This is a genomic window from Peribacillus sp. FSL P2-0133 (genome assembly GCF_037975445.1).
GTDB lineage: Bacteria > Bacillota > Bacilli > Bacillales > DSM-1321 > Peribacillus > Peribacillus simplex_E.
Genome location: NZ_CP150254.1, coordinates 3,683,750 through 3,706,109, shown reverse-complemented (window position 1 = coordinate 3,706,109; position 22,360 = coordinate 3,683,750). Strand labels below are relative to the sequence as shown.

The window sequence follows — 22,360 nt, the reverse complement described above, 5'->3', positions numbered from 1 at the left end:
AGGATTTACGATGAAAATTGCCTTAATTGCCCATGATAAGAAAAAAGAAGATATCATTCAATTTGTAACAGCCTATAAAGCTGTATTTGAGCAGCATGAATTATTTGCAACAGGTACGACCGGGAAAAGAATCATGGAAGAAGTATCACTGCCTGTCCATCGTTTTCATTCAGGACCTCTTGGCGGGGATCAGGAAATAGGTGCAATGATTGCACGCGGAGAAATGGACATGATCCTATTTTTCCGCGATCCTTTGACATCACAGCCGCATGAACCTGATGTATCGGCGCTTATACGACTATCAGATGTATATGAAATTCCCTTGGCGACAAATATGGGCACAGCAGAAGTGCTTATACAAGGATTGAAACATGGGTATATGGACTGGCTAAAACTACGGCAAAAACAAGGTGAGATAAATGAAAAACAAAAGTAACATAGATATCCTGGCTTTTGGCGCACATGCGGATGATGTTGAAATCGGTATGGGCGGCACAATCGCTAAATATGTGCAACAAGGCAGGAAAATTGTCATTTGTGATTTGACAAAAGCTGAAATGTCATCCAATGGAACCGTTCCATTGCGGCAAGAGGAAGCGCATAAGGCTGCTGAAGTCCTTGGGGTGACGAGGATTTCCCTTGATTTACCCGACCGGGGACTATACATGAAAGCGGAATACATAAATCAAATCATTACGGTCATTCGGCAATATAAACCTGCCCTTGTATTTGCCCCATTTTTGGAAGATCGCCATCCGGATCATGGTAACTGTGCCAAATTAGTGGAGGAAGCAGTTTTTTCGGCAGGAGTAAGAAAGTATATGGAAGAAGAAGGCCTGGATTCTCATCGTGTCCAAAATATGTACTATTATATGATCAATGGGTTTCACAAACCGGACTTCGTCGTGGACATCACTTCTACAATATCGAAAAAGCTGGATAGCCTTAGGGCATATGGCAGCCAATTCGAAAAAAGTCAAATATCTGTAGAAACACCGCTAGTTAATGGATATATCGAGACTGTAGAGTCACGGGAGCGGATGTTCGGTAAAGAAGTGGGTGTCGCCTATGCGGAGGGATTCATGACAAAAAAACCGTTACTGATCGATGCCGACTTGTTAGGAGAAAAATAAGCTTATGAAATTAAAAATTGGAATTACCTGTTACCCTACAGTTGGGGGTTCTGGTGTCGTAGCAACTGAATTAGGTAAGATGCTTGCAGAAAAAGGACATGAAATACATTTCATTTCTTCAAGCCTCCCTTTTCGCTTGAATAAGATGTACTGTAATATTTTTTATCACCAGGTTGAAGTGAACTCGTATTCAGTTTTTCAATATCCACCATATGACCTGGCTCTTGCTAGCAAGATAGCGGATGTCGTAAAACGGGAGAAATTAGATATCCTTCACGTTCATTATGCAATTCCACATGCTGTTTGTGCGATCCTTGCAAAGCAGATGTCAGGTAATGAAGTAAAGATCGTAACCACACTGCATGGTACGGACATAACCGTATTAGGCCATGATCCCTCATTGACCAATTTAATAAAATTCGGGATAGAGCAATCAGATGTCGTTACAGGAGTATCTAATTCCCTTGTTCAGCAAACGCACGAATTAATCGCGCCGGAAAAGGAAATCAAAACCGTCTATAATTTTATTGATGAGAGAGATTACCATAAATCTAATTCCGATTACCTTAAGGATGAATACGGAATCAGTGAAGATGAAAAAGTGATCATCCATGTTTCGAATTTCCGTTCGGTCAAGCGAGTGAAAGACGTTATCCAGGCGTTTTATTTAACTCAAAAGAAAATGCCTGCAAAGCTTCTACTTGTAGGAGACGGGCCAGAAGTGACAACTGTATTGAAATTGGCTAAAGATCTTGGAATCGATGATTCGGTCTTGTTTCTTGGTAAGCAGGATAACCTTGCCGAATTATATTCAATCAGTGATTTGATATTCCTGTTATCGGAAAAAGAGAGTTTCGGACTTGTGTTGCTTGAGGCGATGGCATGTGGAGTTCCTTGTATTGGGACGAATATCGGAGGGATTCCTGAAGTCATCGTTGATGGGGAGACTGGTTATATTTGTGAATTGGGAGATGTCAATATGGTTGCTGAAAAAGCGGTTGGACTTTTAAGCGACCCGATTTTACATAAACGCTTTTCTGAAGCTGCTCTGGAAAGGGCCAATACTAATTTTCACTCCGATACGATCATGACAGAGTATGAAACCATCTACATTCAAGCACTTGAAGGTAAATCCATGGAATAGGGAGGGGATGCTGATGGATCGGTTATTCTTAAAATCAGTACCCATTCTTGAAGTGATTGAAGAAGCTGGATACGAGGCTTATTTCGTTGGCGGCTCTGTAAGGGATTATATCCTTGGCAGGCCCATAAACGATGTGGACATCGCCACTTCCGCAACACCCCAGGAAATCAAAAGGATTTTTCCTAATACGGCTGATATTGGAATCGACCACGGAACAGTGCTTGTCATTACGGATACGGGTACATACGAAATTACGACGTTTAGAACGGAAAGCGGGTATTCGGACTTTCGCAGACCCGATTCTGTACAATTTGTCCGTTCTTTGACTGAGGATTTGCAAAGAAGAGATTTTACGATGAATGCAATGGCAATGGACAAGACCGGAAAGATCATCGATCCATTTAATGGTAAGCGTGATTTGGCAGAAAAAAGGATTATCACGGTTGGCAACCCGCATGAAAGGTTTCATGAGGATGCATTGAGAATGATGCGTGCTTTAAGGTTCGTCAGTCAACTTGATTTTGACCTGGATCAAGAAACCTTTGATTCCCTTAAAGAGAACGCCCAGATCATCAGTGAAATCGCTGTCGAAAGAATCCTGGTTGAATTTGAGAAGCTAGTGGCCGGCTCCAATAAGATAAGGGCTTTCTCACTCTTGCTGGAAAGCGGATTATATCAATACCTGCCTCTATTCTCCAGTAAAAAAGATCATTTAATGGACTTACTGAACCTGCCTCTTCATCAGCTAAAAGCGGCAGAAATATGGTCTATAATCATGGTTCACACAAAGGATCAGGAACTGGAAAAGGCTTTGAGGTCATGGAAGCTGCCATTGAAAACGATAAGAAACATTCAACGTACGATACAGCTAGTGAAGAAAGAACCATCAGCCATCGATGTATTTCAGGCAGGTCATGGCGTAACTGTACAAGCTGCTAAAGTCAAGGCGGCCCTGACTGGCGGTAATGTATCGGATGCGGAGGAGAATGCACATCGGCGCTACAATGAACTTATTATTAAAGAAATGTCGGATCTTGCCGTTTCGGGGACGGATTTATTGAATTGGAAACAAGAAAAGCCAGGTCCATGGGTCAAAGAATACTTGGAAAAAATATTGAAAGCGGTCTTGAATGAAGAATTAAGAAATGATAAAGAAGAAATTAAGAGGTGGCTGGTGAAATGCAATCTGAGTTAAGAACAAAGCTGATGGAAGCCCTCTCGAAAGCGGATGGTGCGTTCATATCTGGTCAGGAAATTGCTGAATACATTGGCTGTTCGCGCACAGCTGTCTGGAAGCATATAGAAGACCTGCGCAGTGAAGGATATAACGTGGAAGCCGTTAGGAAAAAAGGCTACCGGATCATATCAGCTCCGGAAAAAGTGTCAGAGAGCGAAATACAACTTGGCTTGGAAACAAAAACGATCGGCAAGATGATCCACTATCAGGAAACTGTAGAATCCACTCAAAAAATTGCGCATCAACTAGCAAATGAAGGCGTTCAGGAGGGAACCCTCGTCGTTGCCGAGGAGCAGTTATCCGGAAAAGGAAGGCTAATGAGATCTTGGCATTCCCCGAAATTCAGCGGCATATGGATGAGTCTGATCCTAAGACCGAAAATCCCGATTCATGAGGCTCCGCAACTTACATTATTGGCAGCAGTCGCTGTGGCTCAGGCTATAGAGGATACCACTGATTTGAAGCCACAAATAAAGTGGCCGAATGATATTTTGGTGAATCGCAAGAAAGTGGTGGGCATCCTGACGGAGATGCAGGCGGAGTCAGATAGAATCCATTCTGTCATTGTCGGAATTGGAATGAATATCAATCAGCAATTGGAGGATTTTCCTGAAGAACTGCAGGAAAAGGCTTCTTCCCTTCTCATAGAAAGTGGAGGAACGGTTTCAAGATCCAAGGTCATTCAACGAGCATTGTTCCGTCTCGAAAATTTGTACGAACTCTATTTAGATCAAGGCTTCATGCCAATAAAGGATTTATGGGAAAGTTATGCGATCAGTCTTGGCCAGGTTATCAAAGCCAGTACCGTTAATGACACGATTGTCGGTAAAGCATTGGGGATAACGGATTCAGGCGTTTTACTTCTTGAAGACGGAAAAGGAACCGTACACTCGATATATTCCGCAGATATTGAAATTCAGTAGATTTTGTCAAATTCGTGAAAATTAAATAGAAATTTTTAATTTGGCTTGATATAATGCAAGTGGGCAGTATCTAATGTGAACTGCACCCCCATAAATACCAAATTATTTGAAAATCTGCCTTGATCCAGAGAACTGGACGGGGACGGAGGGATGAAACTTCTGATGAAACAAAGATTGACTAAAAGATAAGTCTGTGTCGATATTTGGCTTTTTAAGCCATTTTTCGTAGCGAAACAGATACTTTTTTAGTCAGTCTTTTTTTTGCGCATGAATGTATAGACACCAGTTTTCGCTGATGTTTTCATCTCCTCCATCAAAAGGAGGAAACGTAATGAAATTGTCCGGAGATTTTTTGAAAATGAAACAAAATCAAGAGAAAATTGTCATGCTGACGGCTTATGATTACCCGTCAGCAAAGTTAGCCGAACAATCAGGTGTGGACATGATTTTAGTCGGCGATTCTTTAGGAATGGTCGTATTGGGATATGAATCAACGATTCCAGTTACGGTGAATGACATGATCCATCATACAAAGGCAGTAAAACGCGGGGCACCAAATACATTTGTCGTGACGGACATGCCCTTTATGAGCTATCACCTATCTATGGATGAAACACTCAAGAATGCAGCCCGAATCATGCAGGAAGGTCATGCGGATGCCGTGAAGCTTGAGGGCGCGGATGATGTTGTTGAAAAAATATCAGCGTTGACGAAGGCGGGCATCCCTGTTGTAGCCCATCTTGGCTTGACTCCTCAATCAGTCGGCGTTCTGGGCGGATATAAAGTGCAAGGAAAAGATGCCGAAAGTGCAGCACAGCTCTTGGAAGATGCGAAAAAGTGTGAAGCGGCAGGGGCGATGGCAGTAGTATTTGAATGTGTTCCACATCAAGTGGGGGAACTCGTCACACGGAACCTGGAAATTCCAACCATTGGAATTGGGGCAGGCGCAGAAACAGATGGCCAAGTCCTCGTTTACCATGATGTCATCAAGTATGGGGTAGACCGGCTAGCGAAATTCGTAAAAGTTTATGGAGATGCAAATGAACTGATTGGTCAATCGATTACAAGCTTTGTGAATGAAGTGAAATCTAAAGATTTTCCGTCGGAAGAACATACTTTTACAATGAAGGAAGAGCAGCTTTCTGAACTTTATGGAGGAAAAAGATGAAAACTTTTACATCAGCTGCTGATTTGCAACTGGCACTCAGAGAGGAAAAAAACAATCACAAAAGCATTGGCTATGTAGCGACAATGGGGTTTTTACATGAGGGGCATGCAACCCTTTTGGAAAAGGCCCGCAAAGAAAATGATATTGTGGTATTGAGTATTTTTGTGAATCCGATGCAATTTGGACCTAATGAGGATTTTGAAACATATCCGCGGGATTTGGAACGGGATGAAAATGTCGCAGCAAATGGCGGAGTGGATTATATCTTCTATCCAACAGTCCACGAAATGTACGGTGAAGAACCATCTGTGAAGGTTGTTGTCCAAAGCAGGACGGATGTTTTATGCGGGAGACAAAGGCCTGGACACTTTGATGGTGTAGCGACGGTCTTAACGAAATTCTTCAATATCATCCTTCCTGATAGAGCTTACTTTGGTAAGAAGGATGCCCAGCAAGTCGCCGTGATAGATGGACTGATCAAAGACTTTAATTTCCCTATCCAGCTTGTTGCTGTAGATACCGTTCGCGAAGAAGATGGGTTAGCAAAGAGCTCGCGAAATGTTAACCTATCAGATCAAGAGCGCATGGAGGCTAAAGAGCTGTACCAAAGTTTATTAAAGGCCAAAGAGGCGGTTGAATCAGGTGAAAGAAATGCAGCAACCGTCACGGCCTTAGTAAGAGAACATATTGCTGCCCAAACAAGTGGAGTGATCGACTATATTGAAGTCTATCAATATCCGGAACTTAAACCACTTGAATCGCTTGCAGGAAACGTCATCATTGCATTGGCTGTAAAGTTCAAGCATGCAAGACTAATTGATAATATCACCTTATATGTAGAATAATTCATGAAAATCAGGGGGAATTGAGATGTTTCGAACGATGATGAATGGAAAAATTCACCGTGCACGGGTAACTGAAGCTAATTTGAATTATGTAGGCAGCATTACGATTGATGAAAACATAATTGATGCGGTGGGTATTCTGCCTAACGAAAAAGTCGCCATCGTGAATAATAATAATGGTGCACGACTTGAAACGTATGTGATTGCGGGTGAACGGGGTAGCGGTGTAGTGTGTTTGAATGGAGCGGCAGCTAGACTGGTGCAGCCGGATGATATCGTGATAATCATTTCTTATGTAATGGTTTCAGAGGATAAATTGGGAGAGCACAAACCAAAAGTTGCGATCATGGATGAAAACAACAAAATCATTGATTTGATTTCAAACGAACCTGCAGCTACAATCATGTAAGCGGGGGGCCGGCACATGTGCATGAATCATGCATACAGTTGCCGGCCCTTTTAGTCTTTTGATGAACGGCTTGTTTCCTTTATTACGATTATTATGGTATAAAAAAGATAAGAGAATTCCATCAGGAAGTGGAGAAAGCGAAGTTTGAGGTGTACAATTCATGATGCAACGATATGTAGTGGTTGATTTGGAAACAACAGGGAATTCTCCGAAAAAAGGAGATAGGATTATACAATTTGCTGGCGTGGTCATCGAAAACGACCAAATTGTGGATGAATACTCGACATTCATCCACCCTGGACAGGAAATTTCCTTGTTTATTGAAGAATTGACCGGAATAAGCAACGAGACGGTAAAAAATGCACCTGACTTTGAAGATGTTGCAGAAAATATTGCTCGGCTTATAGAAGGGGCTTGTTTTGTTGCCCATAATGTTTTATTTGATTTATCTTTTTTACAGGAAGAACTAGTACGATGCGGGTTTGAGCCGTTTTATGGTTCCACCCTTGATACAGTAGAGTTAGCGAAAATATTAAAACCAACATCCGATGGATATAAGCTGCACCAGCTGGCTAAAGAAGAAAACCTGGATCATTCCAGGCCCCATCAAGCGGATAGTGATGCATATGCCACCGCTTTATTATTGTTGGAATTGAAAAAAAAGCTGATGAACCTTCCAGTCATGACACTTAAACAGTTATATCGATTATCTTATTCCTTACAAAGTGAGGTTTCCGAATTAATAGATGCTTGCATTGCAAGCAAACTTGCTAAAGCAGAAGTCCATTCACCTGATCTTATTACTTATAGGGGCCTTGCATTTAAAAAGGCCGAAGACGAAGGTAATCATAAAGACACGGAATCGAAATTCCCGCTCGATGATGAGGAAAAAATAGCCATGCTTCAAAGTGCATTCCCTGCCTTTGAATCAAGAAGCGGACAACTTGATATGATGAACATGATTCACCATTCCTTCGAATCCAGCCAGGATGCAATCATTGAAGCTGGGACAGGTATTGGAAAATCCATAGGCTATTTGCTTCCGGCTGTTTATTTTGCAAAAAAACATCATAAACCTGTCGTCGTTTCGACGTATACGCTTCAGCTACAGGATCAACTTCTTCAAAACGAGGTTCCTAAGCTTAAGAAAATCCTTCCCTTTACATTTCAAGCTGTTTTACTTAAGGGGAGAAGTAATTATTTGAGCTTGGCAAAGTTCGAAAGGGCATTGCGTGAAAAGGAAGATAATTATGAAACGGCATTAACGAAAATGCAGATATTGGTTTGGCTCACTGAAACCGTAACAGGCGATAAAGATGAATTGAATCTCACTAGCGGCGGTCAGTTATTTTGGAATAGGCTTCAAAGTGATGGTCTTACATACGCCGGTTTAAAGCAGCCCTGGCTTGAATTGGATTTTTTTGAACGGGCAAAAAGAACAGCTGCCAAGGCGGATATCATCATTACTAACCATTCGTTTTTAATGACTGATCTGCTTACAGAAGACGCCTTGATTCCAAAAAAAGGGTATTTGATTCTCGATGAAGCACACCATTTGGAACAGGCTGCATCTAAACAGCTTGGGAGCAGGCTTAATTACATTTCGGTGAAGACGGTTTTAAACAGACTAGGGACATCAGATCAAAAGCAATTATTATATAAATTGGACAGGATGCTCTTAAATAATGGACTGACGGATGGGAAGTCTACGCATGAATTAGATCAAAAGCTTAGTGATTTTTCGTATGAATTCGAACAGCTTTTTTATTATATCTCCAATCAGGCGGAAAAACTTTCACGTTCTATGAGTCCGAAACGGCTTTCATTCAAAATAGATGATGGAAGATGGGGTAAAGCGATTCTGGTCGCTGAGCGATTGGTGGATTTATTAGGATACATCATCACGCAGTTAGAAAAAAGATTGGCCCTTTTATTGAATAATGAGTCCCCCTTAGGAAAAAATTCATTATTTCACTTGAATGATATCGAGGTGCTGCTTGGAAATTTACAGGATACCAGGGACTCCTTGCATGAATTTTTCATCAAGCCGCATGAAGAAAATATTTATTGGCTTGATTATACGAATGCAGCACCCCAGCATGGGGTGACTTTGACGGTTCAGCCGATTGCAGGAAGTAAACGGCTATGGGATTCCTATTTCGGGCGCCAAAAGAGTGTGGTCATGACATCGGCAACCCTCGTGGTGAAGGATTCTTTTAAGTATTTTAAAGAACAACTCGGTTTAGAGAATGAGCCAATGCAGACAGCAAGTTTACCTTCACCCTTTCCATATAAGGAACTCGTAAAGGTACTGGTTCCAAATGATCTACCAGATATCAATTGCTTATCGGTGGAGGAATTCTCCGAAACAGCGGCAAATCATATTATTGCTGCCGCTCAGGCAGCGAAAGGGAGAATGATGGTATTATTCACCTCGCATGAAATGCTGCGGGCAACCTATCATTCCATCAAAGACAGTGGCGTACTGGATGAGTTCACGCTGTTTGCCCAGGGGATTTCTGGCGGAAGCCGGATGAGGCTGCTCAGGAATTTCCAAAACTTCGAGAAAGCCGTCCTGTTTGGGACAACCAGCCTATGGGAAGGCGTCGATATCCCCGGCGAGGATTTATCTTGTTTAATCATTGTCAGGCTTCCTTTTTCGCCACCGGATGAACCAGTGACAGCTGCAAAATGCCAACTTCTCGAGAAGCAAGGGCGTAATCCTTTCTCTGCGTATTCATTACCTGAAGCCCTATTAAGGTTCCGGCAAGGTTTCGGCAGGCTTATACGCACTCCAAAAGATAAAGGGATTTTGGTAATTCTTGATCGCCGCATCATCACTGCCAAATATGGACCTGAATTTCAAAAGGCCATTCCGGAAGTGGACTGGCACCAAGCCTCAATAACAGAAATGGCTGAAATGATAGAAGAGTGGATTTAAAGAATCTTTAAATCATTCTTAATCTAAAATGAATTTTTAAGAATTTATAAAGAAAAATAATCTTTGAGCTGGTATAATGTGATAGGTGGTAAAGCCTTCAAATCCTATTCATACCAGTGGTTGTTGACAAATTATTAAAATGGAGGGGCGTTTTCATGGAAAGTAAAATCGAAGTAATTTCAACAGTCAGGTTGCAACATTCTCCTGATCTGTATAAAATTGTGGATTCTTTGAATCGAACATTGAAAAAAGATGACTTAATGTTCGGCCTGGCACTGGATTCCCAAGATCAAGAAAAAGCGATATTTACAATTTATCGTACATAGAAAGAAGGAAAAGCAGCTTTGAAAAAATGGTTGATTATTGCTTCTATCCTGGTCCTTTGTTTTATCGGATTTGTCAGCGGGGCATATATTAAAGCGTTGCAGCCTAAAAAAGAGGCTGGTAATGAAGCTTTCAAAAAGGCAAAGGAAGAGGGCGGCCTTGTGACCATGGAAGAATTTTACCTTTATAATGGGCAGGATTCATACTCTGTAATCATTGGTAAGGGAGAAAAAGGGACTAAAAAAATAGTCTGGCTTCCTGAGGACAAGAAGAAAGAAATAGTAGTGGAAAACTATAAAGATGGTAAATCAAAACAAGAAATCTTAAACATTGTCAAAGAAAAGCTTAATCCCCAAAAAATCATTTCGGTTAAGCTAGGCATGGAAAAGAACGTTCCGCTTTGGGAAGTAACGTATCTTGATGAATCCGAGCGTTTTAACTATGACTATTATGATTTTAAAACTGGGGAATGGTTGAAGTATTATCGAAGCATTTAGAATGGAGGATTAATTTAAAATGAAATTAGCGAACCGCGTTCAGTCATTAACGCCATCAACAACATTGGCCATCACGGCAAAAGCAAAGGAACTTAAGGCCCAAGGTCTAGATATAATTGGTTTGGGTGCTGGTGAACCAGACTATAATACGCCCAAACATATTATAGATGCAGCACTTCTTTCCATGAATGAAGGTCAAACTAAATACACGCCATCCGCTGGTCTGCCGAAGCTAAAAGAAGCAATTGCGGCTAAATTGAAGCGTGATCAAGGCTTGGATTACAAACCGTCTGAAATTGTAGTTGGCTCAGGTGCAAAGCACGCGCTTTACACATTGTTTCAAGCTATCCTGGATGAAGAAGATGAAGTCATTGTTCCGATACCATATTGGGTTAGCTATCCTGAGCAAATCAAGCTTGCTGACGGTAAACCAGTTTATGTAGTCGGTACGGAAGAAAATCAATATAAAATCACTAAAGAACAATTAGAACAAGCAATTACCGAAAAAACGAAAGCGGTTATCATCAACTCTCCAAGCAATCCAACGGGCATGCTTTATTCCAAGGAAGAATTGGCAGCTATCGGGGAAGTTTGCCTGGCTCATGATATCCTGATCGTTTCCGACGAAATTTACGAAAAATTGGTTTATGGAAATGCTAAACATACATCCATTGCAGAGATTTCACCTGAATTGAAAAAGCAAACGATCATCATCAATGGTGTTTCTAAATCGCATTCGATGACTGGCTGGAGAATTGGTTATGCAGCCGGTGATGAGTCCATCATTAAAGCAATGACGAACCTTGCAAGCCATAGCACATCCAATCCTACCACAACTGCTCAATATGGTGCGATTGCCGCTTATGAAGGCACACAGGAGCCTGTTGAAGAAATGCGTCAGTCATTTGAAGGCCGTTTGAATAAGATATATGATAAATTGGTTGAAATTCCAGGGATCAGCTGCATTAAACCACAAGGGGCATTTTATTTATTCCCGAACGTTAAACGTGCAGTTGAATTAACAGGGTACAGCAATGTCGAGGAATTTACGACTGCGTTGCTGGAAGAAGCTCAAGTGGCTGTAATTCCAGGTTCAGGGTTTGGTGCACCCGATAACATCAGACTCTCTTATGCAACTTCATTGGAGCTGCTGGAAGCAGCAGTTGAAAGAATACATTCATTCGTTAAATCAAAAATGGCATAATTTTTTAATAACCTGCAGACTACCTGGCTACATCAGGGTCTGCAGGTTTTTTTGTTTGTATTTCGATATGGCACTTTCGGGAAGAAGACATGATAAGCGTTTTAGCTCACTTCATTATGGCAAAGGAAAAGGTCATTATTTATGGCAAAACAAGCTTGTAAAGAAAAGTGAAAATCATATATGATTTTTAATAAAAATCGATTGCAATCATATATGATTTCATATATGATGAAAATATGGAAGAGAAAAACAAAAACCCCAGCAAAAAGCAAATAGCTTATGAGCACCTTATTAAATTAATTTTGGATGGAACATATGGTTCTGGACAGCGGATCATTATCGATCAAACGGCAAAAGAACTTAGTTTAAGTCCGATTCCTGTCAGGGAAGCGATCAGACAACTGGAATCTGATGGCCTTATTCAATATAAGCCTTATAGTGGAGCGGTGGTTACAAGCATTAATGAGAGCGAATACATTGAAACTCTTTCTGTTTTATCTTTGCTTGAAGGATATGCTGCTGCCTTAAGTTCTTTAACTATGAATGATCATGATTTTGAAAATCTAATTAATTTAAACAAAGAAATGGAAAAAGCCCTCCATAACTTTGAATTAGAGCTGTTTGGTAAGTTAAACGAATGTTTCCATGCGGAAATTTATGAAAAGTGCGGAAATTCCTTTTTAAAGGAAGAAATTAAACAGGCGCAACAAAGAATGAATAGGGTCAGAAAGTCCATGTTCACCATGGTTCCGCAACGCGCAGTCCAATCGATTCGCGAACATGAAAGCATCATAAAGCTTCTAAAGGAAAAAGCATCTTTTGAAGAAATTGAATCATTGGTGAGAAAGCATAAACTGAATGCCATCAGCACATTCAAGCAGAGGGCGGAAACTAAACACGATCAGGCACTTTGATGACCTAGGCTTTGTTTTATAATAGTCGATCGATTATTCATAAAAGCAAAGCCGATTTTTTCACTTAAATTATTCCGAATATTCCAATAATTAAAAGGTGGTAGAAAAAATGTACGAGGAAATCAAAAGTCGTTTAAGAGGATCCATCGCTCCCGTTATCACTCCGTTTGATGAAAAGATGGAAGTTGATGTAAAGGCAATTGAAAATCTAGTAAACTGGCACATTGAAAGCGGTTCCCATGGAATCTCGGTATGCGGTACTACCGGCGAGCCGAGTTCACTTACGATTGAGGAACGGGAATTAGTGATGGAAACGGCTATTAAAGCAGCAAAAGCCCGTGTTCCAGTTGCACCAGGTACTGGATCTGCCAATCAGAAAGAAACGTTGCATTTGACAAAAAGGGCACAGGAAATGGGCGCGGATGCTGCTTTAGTCATCGTTCCTTATTACAATAAACCGAATCAACAGGCACTTTACAATCATTTTAAAACGGTAGCCGATTCTGTTGATATCCCGCTTATCGTTTATAACATTCCCGGAAGAACGGCGACGAATTTAGAAGTGAAGACATTGGCACGTCTTGCTGAAGATTGTAAAAATATTATTGGTGTAAAGGAATCTAATAAAGATTTCGAACATGTGAACCGTGTCTTATTGAATTGCGGAAGGGATTTTCTCTTATATTCGGGCATCGAATTATTATGCTATCCAATGTTGGCTATTGGAGGGGCAGGACATATAAGTGCTACTGCAAATATCACTCCTAAAGAAGTTGCGGAAATTTATAACCTTTGGGTGGAGGGTGATGTGGATAAGGCACTTGACCTCCATTACAAATTAATGCCATTGAATGATGTCTTGTTTAAAGAAACCAATCCAGGACCATTAAAAGCTGCGATGGGGATGATGGGGAAAATCAATCCTGCATTAAGGCCGCCTATGGGACCGCCTTCGGAACCATTGGAAAAAGAACTGCGTGAAACCCTTCAATCATACGGGTTGATTGACCAAATAATCCAGTCATAATTGCTAGATTGGGAAGATTGCACAAATCTAATCGATTATTGTCATCTTCCCAAAATTATTTTTTAAAGGAGGATTTATCATGCAAACTTTTCCCGTGCAAGATGTCAAGCATTACATCAATGGTCAATTTGTCGATGGTATCTCAGGAAAAACATTTGAAAATCTAAGCCCTTTTAATAATCAAGCAATCAATAATGTGGCAGAAGGGTTTAAAGAGGATATTGATCAAGCGGTAGCTGCCGCAAGAGCTGCATTCGATAATGGCCCATGGAGAACGATGAAAGTGGAAGAAAGATTGAAGTACATTAATAGGATTGCTGATTTAATTGAAGAAAATGCAGAAGAAATTTCCTTTTTGGAATCCCTTGATACAGGGTTGCCGATTAGCCAGACAAAAAAACAGGCGGCAAGGGGAGCGGAGAATTTCCGTTTTTATTCTGAGATGGTGAAAAGCAGGCTAATAGGAGAGTCGTATCAAGTGGATGACACTTTCATCAATTATACGATCCATAAACCGATAGGAGTGGCAGGATTAATCACTCCTTGGAATGCGCCATTCATGTTAGAAACCTGGAAGATCGCCCCGGCCCTGGCTACAGGTAATACATGTGTCCTTAAACCGGCGGAGTGGTCCCCACTGACTGCCAATAAATTGGCACAAATCATTGACCAATCCGGTCTGCCGAAAGGCGTATTCAATATCGTTCACGGTTTTGGGGAAACAGCAGGGGCGTCCTTGGTTGCCCATCCTGAAGTCCAATTGATATCCTTTACCGGAGAAACGACGACTGGCGCTGAAATCATTAAAAATGGTGCGGATACAATGAAACGTTTTTCCATGGAACTCGGAGGTAAATCGCCAGCGGTCATTTTTGAAGATGCCGATCTAGAAAAAGCCCTGGATTCTGTGGTTTGGGGAATTTATTCATTTAATGGGGAGCGCTGCACAGCCAATTCGAGATTATTTGTCCATGAATCGATAATAGACCAGTTCGTTGCAGAGTTGAAGGAACGTGTTCACAATATCAAAATTGGAAACCCAATGGAGCCAGAAACGGAAATCGGACCGCTGATCCATCGTAACCATTTTAATAATGTCTCCCGTTATCTGGATATAGCAAAAGATGAAGGGGCGGAAATCGTAAGCGGTGCCATACCGAGTGCGTTCAAGGAAGGGAATTATATTGCCCCGACGCTTCTCTTGAACTGTACAAATGAGATGACGGTAGCACAAGAAGAGATTTTTGGGCCTGTCATGGCAGTCATTCCTTTCAAGACTGAAGAGGAAGTACTGAGAATGGCTAACGATGTAAAGTATGGTCTCGCTGCTTATGTATGGACCAATGATATGAAACGTGGACATAGATTTGCACAGGCTGTAGATAGCGGGATGGTCTGGGTGAATTCCCAAAACGTAAGGGATTTGCGGATACCATTTGGAGGATCGAAATATAGTGGGGTAGGACGTGAAGGTGGCCATTATAGCTTTGAATTCTATACGGAAACACAAGTTATCCACGTAGCAATTGGCGAACATCACATTCCAAAATTTGGAGGCGTGAAACGGAATGCCGTTTCTTCTGCTGAAAAATAATCCGTGTTTCATTAAAGAAGGGGAGAATACTATGAATTTTTCTATTATTCGTGTTGCGAGAACGATACTTAATGTAACAGATTTAGATAAATCAAGAGCCTTTTATGTGGATGCTTTAGGTTTCATTGAAACGGAAAGAACGAATGATCACATATATTTACGTGGTTTAGAGGAAGCGCATCATCACTCGCTTATCTTGCAAAAGGCAGAAAAGCCAAGCGTTGAAGCAATAGGATACAAGGTTGAAAAAGAGGAAGACCTTGATGAATTGGAATCTTTTTTCCTGTCCAAGGGAATGAAAATGAAGTGGATGCAGGAAGGAACACAGCATGCACTAGGCAAGTCGCTACGAGTTCAGGATATTTCAGGATTGCCAGTGGAGTTTTTCAGCAAAATGGAAAAAGCCGAGAGATTGCTTCAACGATTCGATATGCATAGGGGTTCAAGGGTTCAAAGAATCGATCATGTGAATTGTTGTGTACCAAATGTGCAAAAAGCCCATGATTTTTATGTGAAAGAATTAGGTTTTGCATGCTCGGAAGACACAGTGGATGAATCGGGCAAATTATGGGCAACGTGGCTACATAGAAAGCAAACGGTCCATGACCAGGCATTCATGAACGGAATCGGTCCAAGACTTCATCATGTAGGCTTCTTTCTGCCTGACCCCCTTGCACTTATCCATGCCTGTGATGTACTGGCATCACTGGGATATGCCGAGTCCATCGAACGCGGACCAGGAAGGCACGGCCTATCCAATGCATTCTTCCTATATTTAAGAGACCCGGACGGTCACAGGATCGAATTATACAATGGGGATTACTTAACAGCTGACCCGGATACCGAACCAATTCATTGGGATTTGAATGACCCAAGACGCCAAACATTCTGGGGAGCCAAAGCGCCGGATTCATGGTTTGATGAGGCATCTGCCGTACTTGATATAATATCAGGTGAAGAAGTTCCTCTTAAAGAACCGATTCTGGCAAAAAGCAAGCCTGAATTCATCATATAGAAGCGGGATTTAGGATGAATGATCGAACGTTCTTAAAAACATACATTGACTCCCCTGGTCATTAGGATATGGCGCTAGTGCATATTCCAAGACCAATTGTCACCATTTAAGGGAACAGAACGGGTGAATGGTTGATGGAAACTGCTGGATTATGGAAGGTCCGTTTACAGAGTTTATAATGTAACCTTTCAAGAAGCAAAGGAAGGAAGATGGATTTGGATATCATTCATGTTCAGCACCCACTTTCCAGTATATATACAGCAGTAGCAGAACCGTGTGTGCTGGCTCTTGGATTTTTCGACGGAGTTCATCTTGGCCATCAAGAATTGATAAATCTAGCCAAAAGGATTGCCATACAGCAAGATTTGAAATTGGCAGTCATGACATTTTTTCCGCATCCAAAGCAAATCATAGGAAACGCTCAACCCCAAACATATATTACTCCTTTAGAGCAAAAAGCAAAAATCATGCAAGATTTAGGTGTAGAAACCTTGATAGTCGTGAACTTCGATTCCGCATTTGCCCATCTTTCACCTACTGGTTTTATCGAGGATTATCTATGTGGATTTAAATGCAAACATGCCGTGGCTGGATTCGATTTCCGCTATGGACATAAAGGGGAAGGGAATATGGAAACGCTGAAAATCGAAGGTAAGCGATTTTTTGAAGTGACGGAAATGAAGAAGTTTGAAATTGATCATGAAAAAGTAAGTTCCACTAAGCTTAGAAACTTGATTGCAGAAGGTCGGTTCGCAGATATCCCGTCATTCCTTGGCACATACTTTGAAAGTCAAGGAACAATCCATTCCAAGGAAAATCAACACATCATCGTTACATTATCGGAAGCATTCCTGAAACCCCCGCCAGGAGTTTATTTAATCGAAATCCAGATCGAAGGAAATGTTTATGAGGGAATCGCCTATCAAACAATGGACGGATCATTTCATGAGAGTTGGCACTTACATTTCAATGATTCTCTTCCCTTGGAAGGAAAGAAGATTCATATCAAATGGAAAAGTGAAAGGATAATGAAGTCGAAACAGATGACGGATATGCGAGCCAAGTCTATTACGAAAGTGCAAGCCTTCTAAAAAAGATATGGTCTGGGACAGGGCAGCAGTGGGAACTTACTGCTGCCCTACGTGTGAGCGTCACGGTTAGACAAAAGGAGTACGGAAAGCTTAGGGAATGGGCTTTAGACCTCTTTGTGCAGATGAGTTTGTTTGGATTTTGGGATGGAGGGGATTTGTGCCATTGAAGAAAGCGGCTGACATTGGAGAGACTCAACACTACTAGTACCGTCCTTGCAAAAATAAAAATCAGAAGAGGTGTGTAGAAATGGTTCGGTTGGAAAAAAACCTTGATGAATCGGAACAAACTAATCTGGTGGATTATGAAAAGATTGTTGCCTCCAAAGAGTTTCAGAATATGCTTTCCGATAAAAAGAAATTCGTTATCCCTTTTACGATTTTCTTTATGGGATATTCCCTGCTTTTGCCCTTCTTAGTTTTTTACACAGATATGCTGGATCACCCTTTCATAGGAGACATAACCTGGGCGTGGGTGTACGGTGTCTCCATTACGGTTATGTCTGTATGGGTTTGCAGCATATATGTAAGGAAATCAGAAAGAATCGATGAACAAATAAAAGAAATCATCGAGAAAGAAGGGCTTTGAATCATGAATTGGACAGTTATTATTCTCTTTGCGCTAATGTCGATAGGTACCCTTTTCATCACGTATTTCGCTTCCAAAAAAACTAAAACGGCAGGCTCTTTTTATACGGCCGGGGGAGGGTTGACCGCTAGGCAAAATGGACTTGCATTGGCCGGGGATTTTATGTCGGCCTCCACGTTTTTAGGGTTGATTGGGGCATTTTCCTTAACGGGGTATGATGGATTTTTCCTGATGTATGGAGCACTTGTTTCATTTCTTGTCGTGTTATTCCTAGTGGCTGAACCTTTAAGGAACTTGGGGAAATACACATTGGCTGATATGGTGACTACAAGGTTTAAATATAAACAGGTCCGGGGAGTGACCGCATTTAATACCTTGGTGATATCAGTCATGTACATGCTGGGGCAACTTGTTGCGGCAGGTGCTTTATTTAAACTGCTTTTAGACATCCCGTATAATATTTCTGTCATCATCGTAGGTATTGTCATGTTGGTATTTGTTCTATTTGGGGGGATGACGGCGACGAGCTGGGTGCAGATCATTAAAGCCATCCTGCTGATAGGCGGAGTGTTTATATTATTCATGATCGTCATGTGGAAATTGAATTTTAGTTTCATCGGAATTTTCACTGATATGAAAACGGCGACACCCATGGGTGCAGATTACCTGAAAGCAGGTATTAAATATGCCAGTGGGTGGGATGCAGCTTCCTTATCACTGGGACTAATTCTGGGAACGGCAGGTCTACCTCACATTTTAATACGTTTTTTGACTGTCCCGAATGCACGAGTGGCAAGAAAGTCTGTTGTTTGGGTGATGTGGATTATGGGTGCTTTTCATATCATGGTCATTTTTCTCGGATTCGGTGCTGCGAAGTTGGTTGGAACATCGAATATCATGGCCGCTAATCCAGCGGGTAACATGGCTGCACCTTTATTGGCAAAACTTGTGGGCGGGGACATCTTATTCGCATTTATTGCGGCCGTTTCCTTTGCAACGATACTCGCAGTTGTTGCGGGAATCGTTTTAACGGGTGCTACGGCTTTTTCACATGATTTTTATAATGAAATATTAAAAGATGGAAAGGCGACGGAAAAACAGCAAATGACGATGGCTAGATGGGCATCAGTTGGTGTTACTGCACTTGCGATCGTTTTATCATTAGGTCTGCAGGAATTCAATGTAGCGTTTCTGGCATCGATTGCCTTTACACTGGCGGCTAGTTCGAATTTGCCGGTAATCCTTCTTACGATCTATTGGAAAAAATTCAATAAAACGGGAGCGATAGTCGGTATGATGACAGGTCTTATTGGTACGCTTTTGCTCGTGGCTCTAAGTCCAAATGTCTGGAACCCGGCCCCCGGAGCCACCATTATGACAGGTGACCCGATTTTTCCTTTGAATTCACCAGGAATCGTTTCCATTCCGCTTGGGTTCCTCGCATGCTATTTAGGTGCCCTGTTCGGTAACCGCAGGACAGCGTTGAAAACGGTTACAGAAGACAATTATAATGAAATCCTCGTAAAGTCCAACACCGGTCATGATGTTAAGGGGGTTTTGCGACATTGAATGATGTGAAAGCATGCCTATAAATAAAGCGCAGTTCATCGCACTTATGAATGGATTTGAAAAAGCAGCCATCAAATGATAGGTTGCTTTTTTCTTTTCATTGGATAAAGAAATTCAAACAAACACTAAAGATTAGAAAGAGGTACAGATGAACTAATATACTAATATTCAAGGATAACTGGCCATTCATTCAGAAAATGTTTCTAGAAATTTGACGGCGCCTTTGGAAAGATAGCGTTCTTCGAGCCAAATAAGGGCGGCTTCCGATTGTACTTCACAATCTATCAATTCGATTATTTTAATACCTTGGGTTGAAAACGATTTGGATGTGGTTCGTGGCATGATGGTAGCGCCTATTCCTTCCTTCACCAAAGATAAAATCATTGCAGCATCAGGACATTCACATACAATCGTCGGTTCAAACCCATGTCTGAAGCACTCATCCACTATAAGTTCATAAGTTCCCTGTCCGCTTACCCTATGCAGCAATAGGAGGGGATAATCCTTAATTTGTTTAAATTCGATGGAGTCTGGGATATCCCAATCTTTTGGGGTGACAAGCACAAAATCTTCCGGCGGAAGGTTAATCGATGAGAATTGCTTACCGTTAATTGGAAGCCGTACAATGGCCAACTCGATTTCCCTGTTTATTAAGCCTTCTGTCAAACGGAACGTATCACCTTCCATTAACTTGAAGCGTATGTCAGGGTATTTTACTCTAAAGGCCCTCATCCTTTGCGGAATGTAAGAAAAGCAAGTTTTTACTGACCCTATGGAAAGAGTGCCCTGTACCCCTTTACTGACTTCCTTAACTTCCAGTAGTGATTCTTCAAACTGGTTTAATAGAGCTTCGGCCTTTTTATATAGGACCTTGCCAGTTTCAGTGAGTTCAAGTTTCTTTCCATTCCGATCGAAAAGTTTTTCACCGATTTCCATTTCCATTAATTTAAGTTGCTGGCTAAGGGGGGGTTGAGCCATATGTAATTTTTTTGCGGCTTTGGTTACTTGTTCTTCCTGAACGATCGTCACAAAATACTTTAACTGCCGGATGTCCATTATATACACCTCATACATATGATTTACATATACATATTGAATTTTTTAAGTATTATATATATATCATAACATATGGTATATTTTGTTATAGGAATTAATTGAATTTTTGGAATTTATTTAATTGTAAGCGCTTCATTTAGATTGATACTAAAGGGGGATGTAAGCATGCCAGCTAAAACAGGTAAAGAATATATCGATAGGGTAGATAAAGCAAAGGCGAATGTATGGATCAATGGAGAGCAAGTAAAAGATAAGATCAGTCAACATCCAGCTTTTAAAGGGGTCATGAAATCACAGGCCGAATTATATGATTTGCAGCATGATTCCGCGAAAACTGACATCATGACTTATATTTCACCAACTTCAAACGAAAGAGTAGGGACTTCATTCATGCAGCCGCGGACTAAGGAAGACCTTGAAAAAAGGAGGAAAATGATTCAAGAATGGGCAAGGCATAATAATGGAATGATGGGACGTTCCCCTGACTATATCAACAGTGGGATGATGGCGTACGGTACTGCAGCTGATATGTTCGGCACTCAGGATTCGGCATTTGCTAAAAATATGAAAGATTATTATGAGCTCTGCAGGGAAAAGGATTTGTCGTTGACACATACCTTGATTCAACCCCAGGTTAATAGGGGAGTTAGTGCCGCAAAGCTTCCGGACCCTTACATCGCTGCACGGATTGCTGGCAAGAATTCAGAAGGGCTTATTATAAAGGGAGCCAGATTATTAGCTACACAAGGAGGAATAACGGATGAAATCATGGTTTTCCCTTCAACATTGCTTAAACAATCGGAAGAAGAAAATCCTTATGCATTCGCATTCTCCATACCAAATAATACACCAGGGTTGAAATTCATCTGTCGTGAATCATTCGACTATGGCAAATCACATTTTGACCATCCTCTTGGTTCAAGGTTTGAGGAAATGGATACGATTATCGTTTTTGATGATGTAGTCGTTCCTTGGAATCGGGTATTTGCATATGGGGATGTCGGCATTTGCAACCAGGCTTATAATGAAAGCAATGCAGTTGTTCATATGACCCATCAGGTGGTAGCGAAGAATATCGCCAAAACCGAGTTCATTCTGGGGATTTTGCAACTAATGGCGGAAACCATCAATATCGGGCAATACCAGCATGTTCAGGAAAAAATCTCGGAAGTCATCATAGCGCTTGAAACGGTAAAGGCTTTCATTACAGCTTCGGAGGCAAACGCGAAAGTGGATAAGTGGGGAATGATGACACCCGATTTCACACCGTTAAACATAGCCCGTAATTATTATCCGAAGATTTACCCTAGATTCAGTGAAATAATGCAGCTTCTTGGAGCTAGTGGCTTAATGGCGATACCAAATGAAGCCGATTTCAATTCGGAGCTTCGACCGGATTTGGATAAATATCTTCAAGCCGCGAATGGTGGAGCCTATGACAGGGTTAAATTGTATCGTCTCGCATGGGATGTATGCATGAGTTCATTTGGATCCAGGCAAACGCTGTACGAAAGATTCTTTTTTGGGGATCCGGTCCGTATGGCGAGCGCTTTATATAACGGCTATGATAAACAGGAATATGTGGACCGTGTCAAGGAGTTCTTGAACCGTACTGAAAACCTTGCAGAAATCAACTGAGTCCGGTAGCATTGGCAAAACATATTAATTTAAAGGCCTTCCCGA

The 22,360-nt window shown here is 41.4% G+C and carries 21 protein-coding genes; 20 read left to right on the top strand and 1 reads right to left on the bottom strand.

Translation table 11 applies throughout. The annotated features are described in order from the left end of the window. Nucleotides 1-10: 10 nt before the first annotated feature. The 19 genes from MKY17_RS17705 (at nt 11) to MKY17_RS17615 (ending at nt 19,621) form a co-directional block, all read left to right on the top strand. Entirely contained in the window at nt 11-436 is a 426-nt protein-coding gene (locus MKY17_RS17705) for a methylglyoxal synthase (RefSeq protein ID WP_098370764.1), read from the top strand. Further along, nucleotides 420-1,133, top strand: coding sequence for a bacillithiol biosynthesis deacetylase BshB1 (bshB1, locus tag MKY17_RS17700; protein WP_098370763.1), 714 nt, complete (start codon nt 420-422; stop codon nt 1,131-1,133). The genes MKY17_RS17705 and bshB1 overlap by 17 nt, the downstream gene beginning before the upstream one ends. A 4-nt stretch (nt 1,134-1,137) precedes the next feature. After that, complete coding sequence (bshA, locus tag MKY17_RS17695) at nt 1,138-2,277, top strand: N-acetyl-alpha-D-glucosaminyl L-malate synthase BshA (RefSeq protein WP_098370762.1); 1,140 nt, start codon at nt 1,138-1,140, stop codon at nt 2,275-2,277. Between the two features lie 13 nt (nt 2,278-2,290). Next, nucleotides 2,291-3,472 (top strand): CCA tRNA nucleotidyltransferase, encoded by a 1,182-nt coding sequence (locus MKY17_RS17690; RefSeq protein WP_098370761.1) that lies wholly within the window; start codon nt 2,291-2,293, stop codon nt 3,470-3,472. After that, nucleotides 3,457-4,437, top strand: coding sequence for a biotin--[acetyl-CoA-carboxylase] ligase (locus MKY17_RS17685; protein WP_098370760.1), 981 nt, complete (start codon nt 3,457-3,459; stop codon nt 4,435-4,437). The genes MKY17_RS17690 and MKY17_RS17685 overlap by 16 nt, the downstream gene beginning before the upstream one ends. Before the next feature lie 331 nt (nt 4,438-4,768). Continuing rightward, nucleotides 4,769-5,605: a 3-methyl-2-oxobutanoate hydroxymethyltransferase gene (gene panB, locus MKY17_RS17680; protein WP_098370759.1), complete on the top strand. Its 837-nt coding sequence runs from the start codon at nt 4,769-4,771 to the stop codon at nt 5,603-5,605. After that, entirely contained in the window at nt 5,602-6,450 is an 849-nt protein-coding gene (gene panC / locus MKY17_RS17675) for a pantoate--beta-alanine ligase (RefSeq protein ID WP_098370758.1), read from the top strand. Before panB ends, panC begins: the two co-directional genes overlap by 4 nt. Nucleotides 6,451-6,475: 25 nt before the next feature. After that, nucleotides 6,476-6,859 (top strand): aspartate 1-decarboxylase, encoded by a 384-nt coding sequence (gene panD, locus MKY17_RS17670; RefSeq protein ID WP_098370757.1) that lies wholly within the window; start codon nt 6,476-6,478, stop codon nt 6,857-6,859. 160 nt (nt 6,860-7,019) lie between these two features. Beyond that, nucleotides 7,020-9,800, top strand: a complete 2,781-nt coding sequence (gene dinG / locus MKY17_RS17665) for an ATP-dependent DNA helicase DinG (RefSeq protein WP_098370756.1) — start codon at nt 7,020-7,022, stop codon at nt 9,798-9,800. A gap of 155 nt (nt 9,801-9,955) precedes the next feature. Then, nucleotides 9,956-10,126 (top strand): YpmA family protein, encoded by a 171-nt coding sequence (locus MKY17_RS17660; protein ID WP_065310840.1) that lies wholly within the window; start codon nt 9,956-9,958, stop codon nt 10,124-10,126. Nucleotides 10,127-10,144: 18 nt separating this feature from the next. After that, nucleotides 10,145-10,621 carry a DUF5590 domain-containing protein gene (locus MKY17_RS17655; RefSeq protein WP_098370755.1) on the top strand — a complete coding sequence of 159 codons (477 nt, stop codon included), beginning with the start codon at nt 10,145-10,147 and terminating at the stop codon, nt 10,619-10,621. Between the two features lie 19 nt (nt 10,622-10,640). Beyond that, on the top strand, nt 10,641-11,825 hold the full coding sequence (locus tag MKY17_RS17650) for a pyridoxal phosphate-dependent aminotransferase (RefSeq protein ID WP_098370754.1): 1,185 nt from the start codon (nt 10,641-10,643) through the stop codon (nt 11,823-11,825). Between the two features lie 236 nt (nt 11,826-12,061). Further along, nucleotides 12,062-12,739 carry a GntR family transcriptional regulator gene (locus tag MKY17_RS17645; RefSeq protein ID WP_339200245.1) on the top strand — a complete coding sequence of 226 codons (678 nt, stop codon included), beginning with the start codon at nt 12,062-12,064 and terminating at the stop codon, nt 12,737-12,739. A 109-nt stretch (nt 12,740-12,848) separates the two neighbouring features. After that, nucleotides 12,849-13,766 carry a 2,4-dihydroxyhept-2-ene-1,7-dioic acid aldolase gene (hpaI, locus tag MKY17_RS17640; protein WP_098370752.1) on the top strand — a complete coding sequence of 306 codons (918 nt, stop codon included), beginning with the start codon at nt 12,849-12,851 and terminating at the stop codon, nt 13,764-13,766. Nucleotides 13,767-13,845: 79 nt separating this feature from the next. Further along, nucleotides 13,846-15,360: a 5-carboxymethyl-2-hydroxymuconate semialdehyde dehydrogenase gene (gene hpaE, locus MKY17_RS17635; RefSeq protein WP_098370751.1), complete on the top strand. Its 1,515-nt coding sequence runs from the start codon at nt 13,846-13,848 to the stop codon at nt 15,358-15,360. A gap of 31 nt (nt 15,361-15,391) precedes the next feature. Next, nucleotides 15,392-16,375 (top strand): 3,4-dihydroxyphenylacetate 2,3-dioxygenase, encoded by a 984-nt coding sequence (gene hpaD / locus MKY17_RS17630; protein WP_098370843.1) that lies wholly within the window; start codon nt 15,392-15,394, stop codon nt 16,373-16,375. A 209-nt stretch (nt 16,376-16,584) separates the two neighbouring features. Beyond that, entirely contained in the window at nt 16,585-17,466 is an 882-nt protein-coding gene (locus tag MKY17_RS17625) for an FAD synthetase family protein (RefSeq protein ID WP_339200244.1), read from the top strand. Between the two features lie 247 nt (nt 17,467-17,713). Beyond that, nucleotides 17,714-18,052, top strand: a complete 339-nt coding sequence (locus MKY17_RS17620; RefSeq protein WP_098370749.1) for a DUF485 domain-containing protein — start codon at nt 17,714-17,716, stop codon at nt 18,050-18,052. 3 nt (nt 18,053-18,055) lie between these two features. Continuing rightward, nucleotides 18,056-19,621 carry a cation acetate symporter gene (locus MKY17_RS17615; RefSeq protein ID WP_098370748.1) on the top strand — a complete coding sequence of 522 codons (1,566 nt, stop codon included), beginning with the start codon at nt 18,056-18,058 and terminating at the stop codon, nt 19,619-19,621. Nucleotides 19,622-19,807: 186 nt separating this feature from the next. On the opposite strand, the gene MKY17_RS17610 is transcribed toward MKY17_RS17615, so the two are convergent. Continuing rightward, on the bottom strand, nt 19,808-20,677 hold the full coding sequence (locus MKY17_RS17610) for a LysR family transcriptional regulator (RefSeq protein ID WP_179891027.1): 870 nt from the start codon (nt 20,675-20,677) through the stop codon (nt 19,808-19,810). 165 nt (nt 20,678-20,842) lie between these two features. Here MKY17_RS17610 and hpaB point away from each other — a divergent pair, with 165 nt between their 5' ends. Further along, nucleotides 20,843-22,315 (top strand): 4-hydroxyphenylacetate 3-monooxygenase, oxygenase component, encoded by a 1,473-nt coding sequence (gene hpaB / locus MKY17_RS17605; protein WP_098370747.1) that lies wholly within the window; start codon nt 20,843-20,845, stop codon nt 22,313-22,315. Nucleotides 22,316-22,360 lie beyond the last annotated feature (45 nt).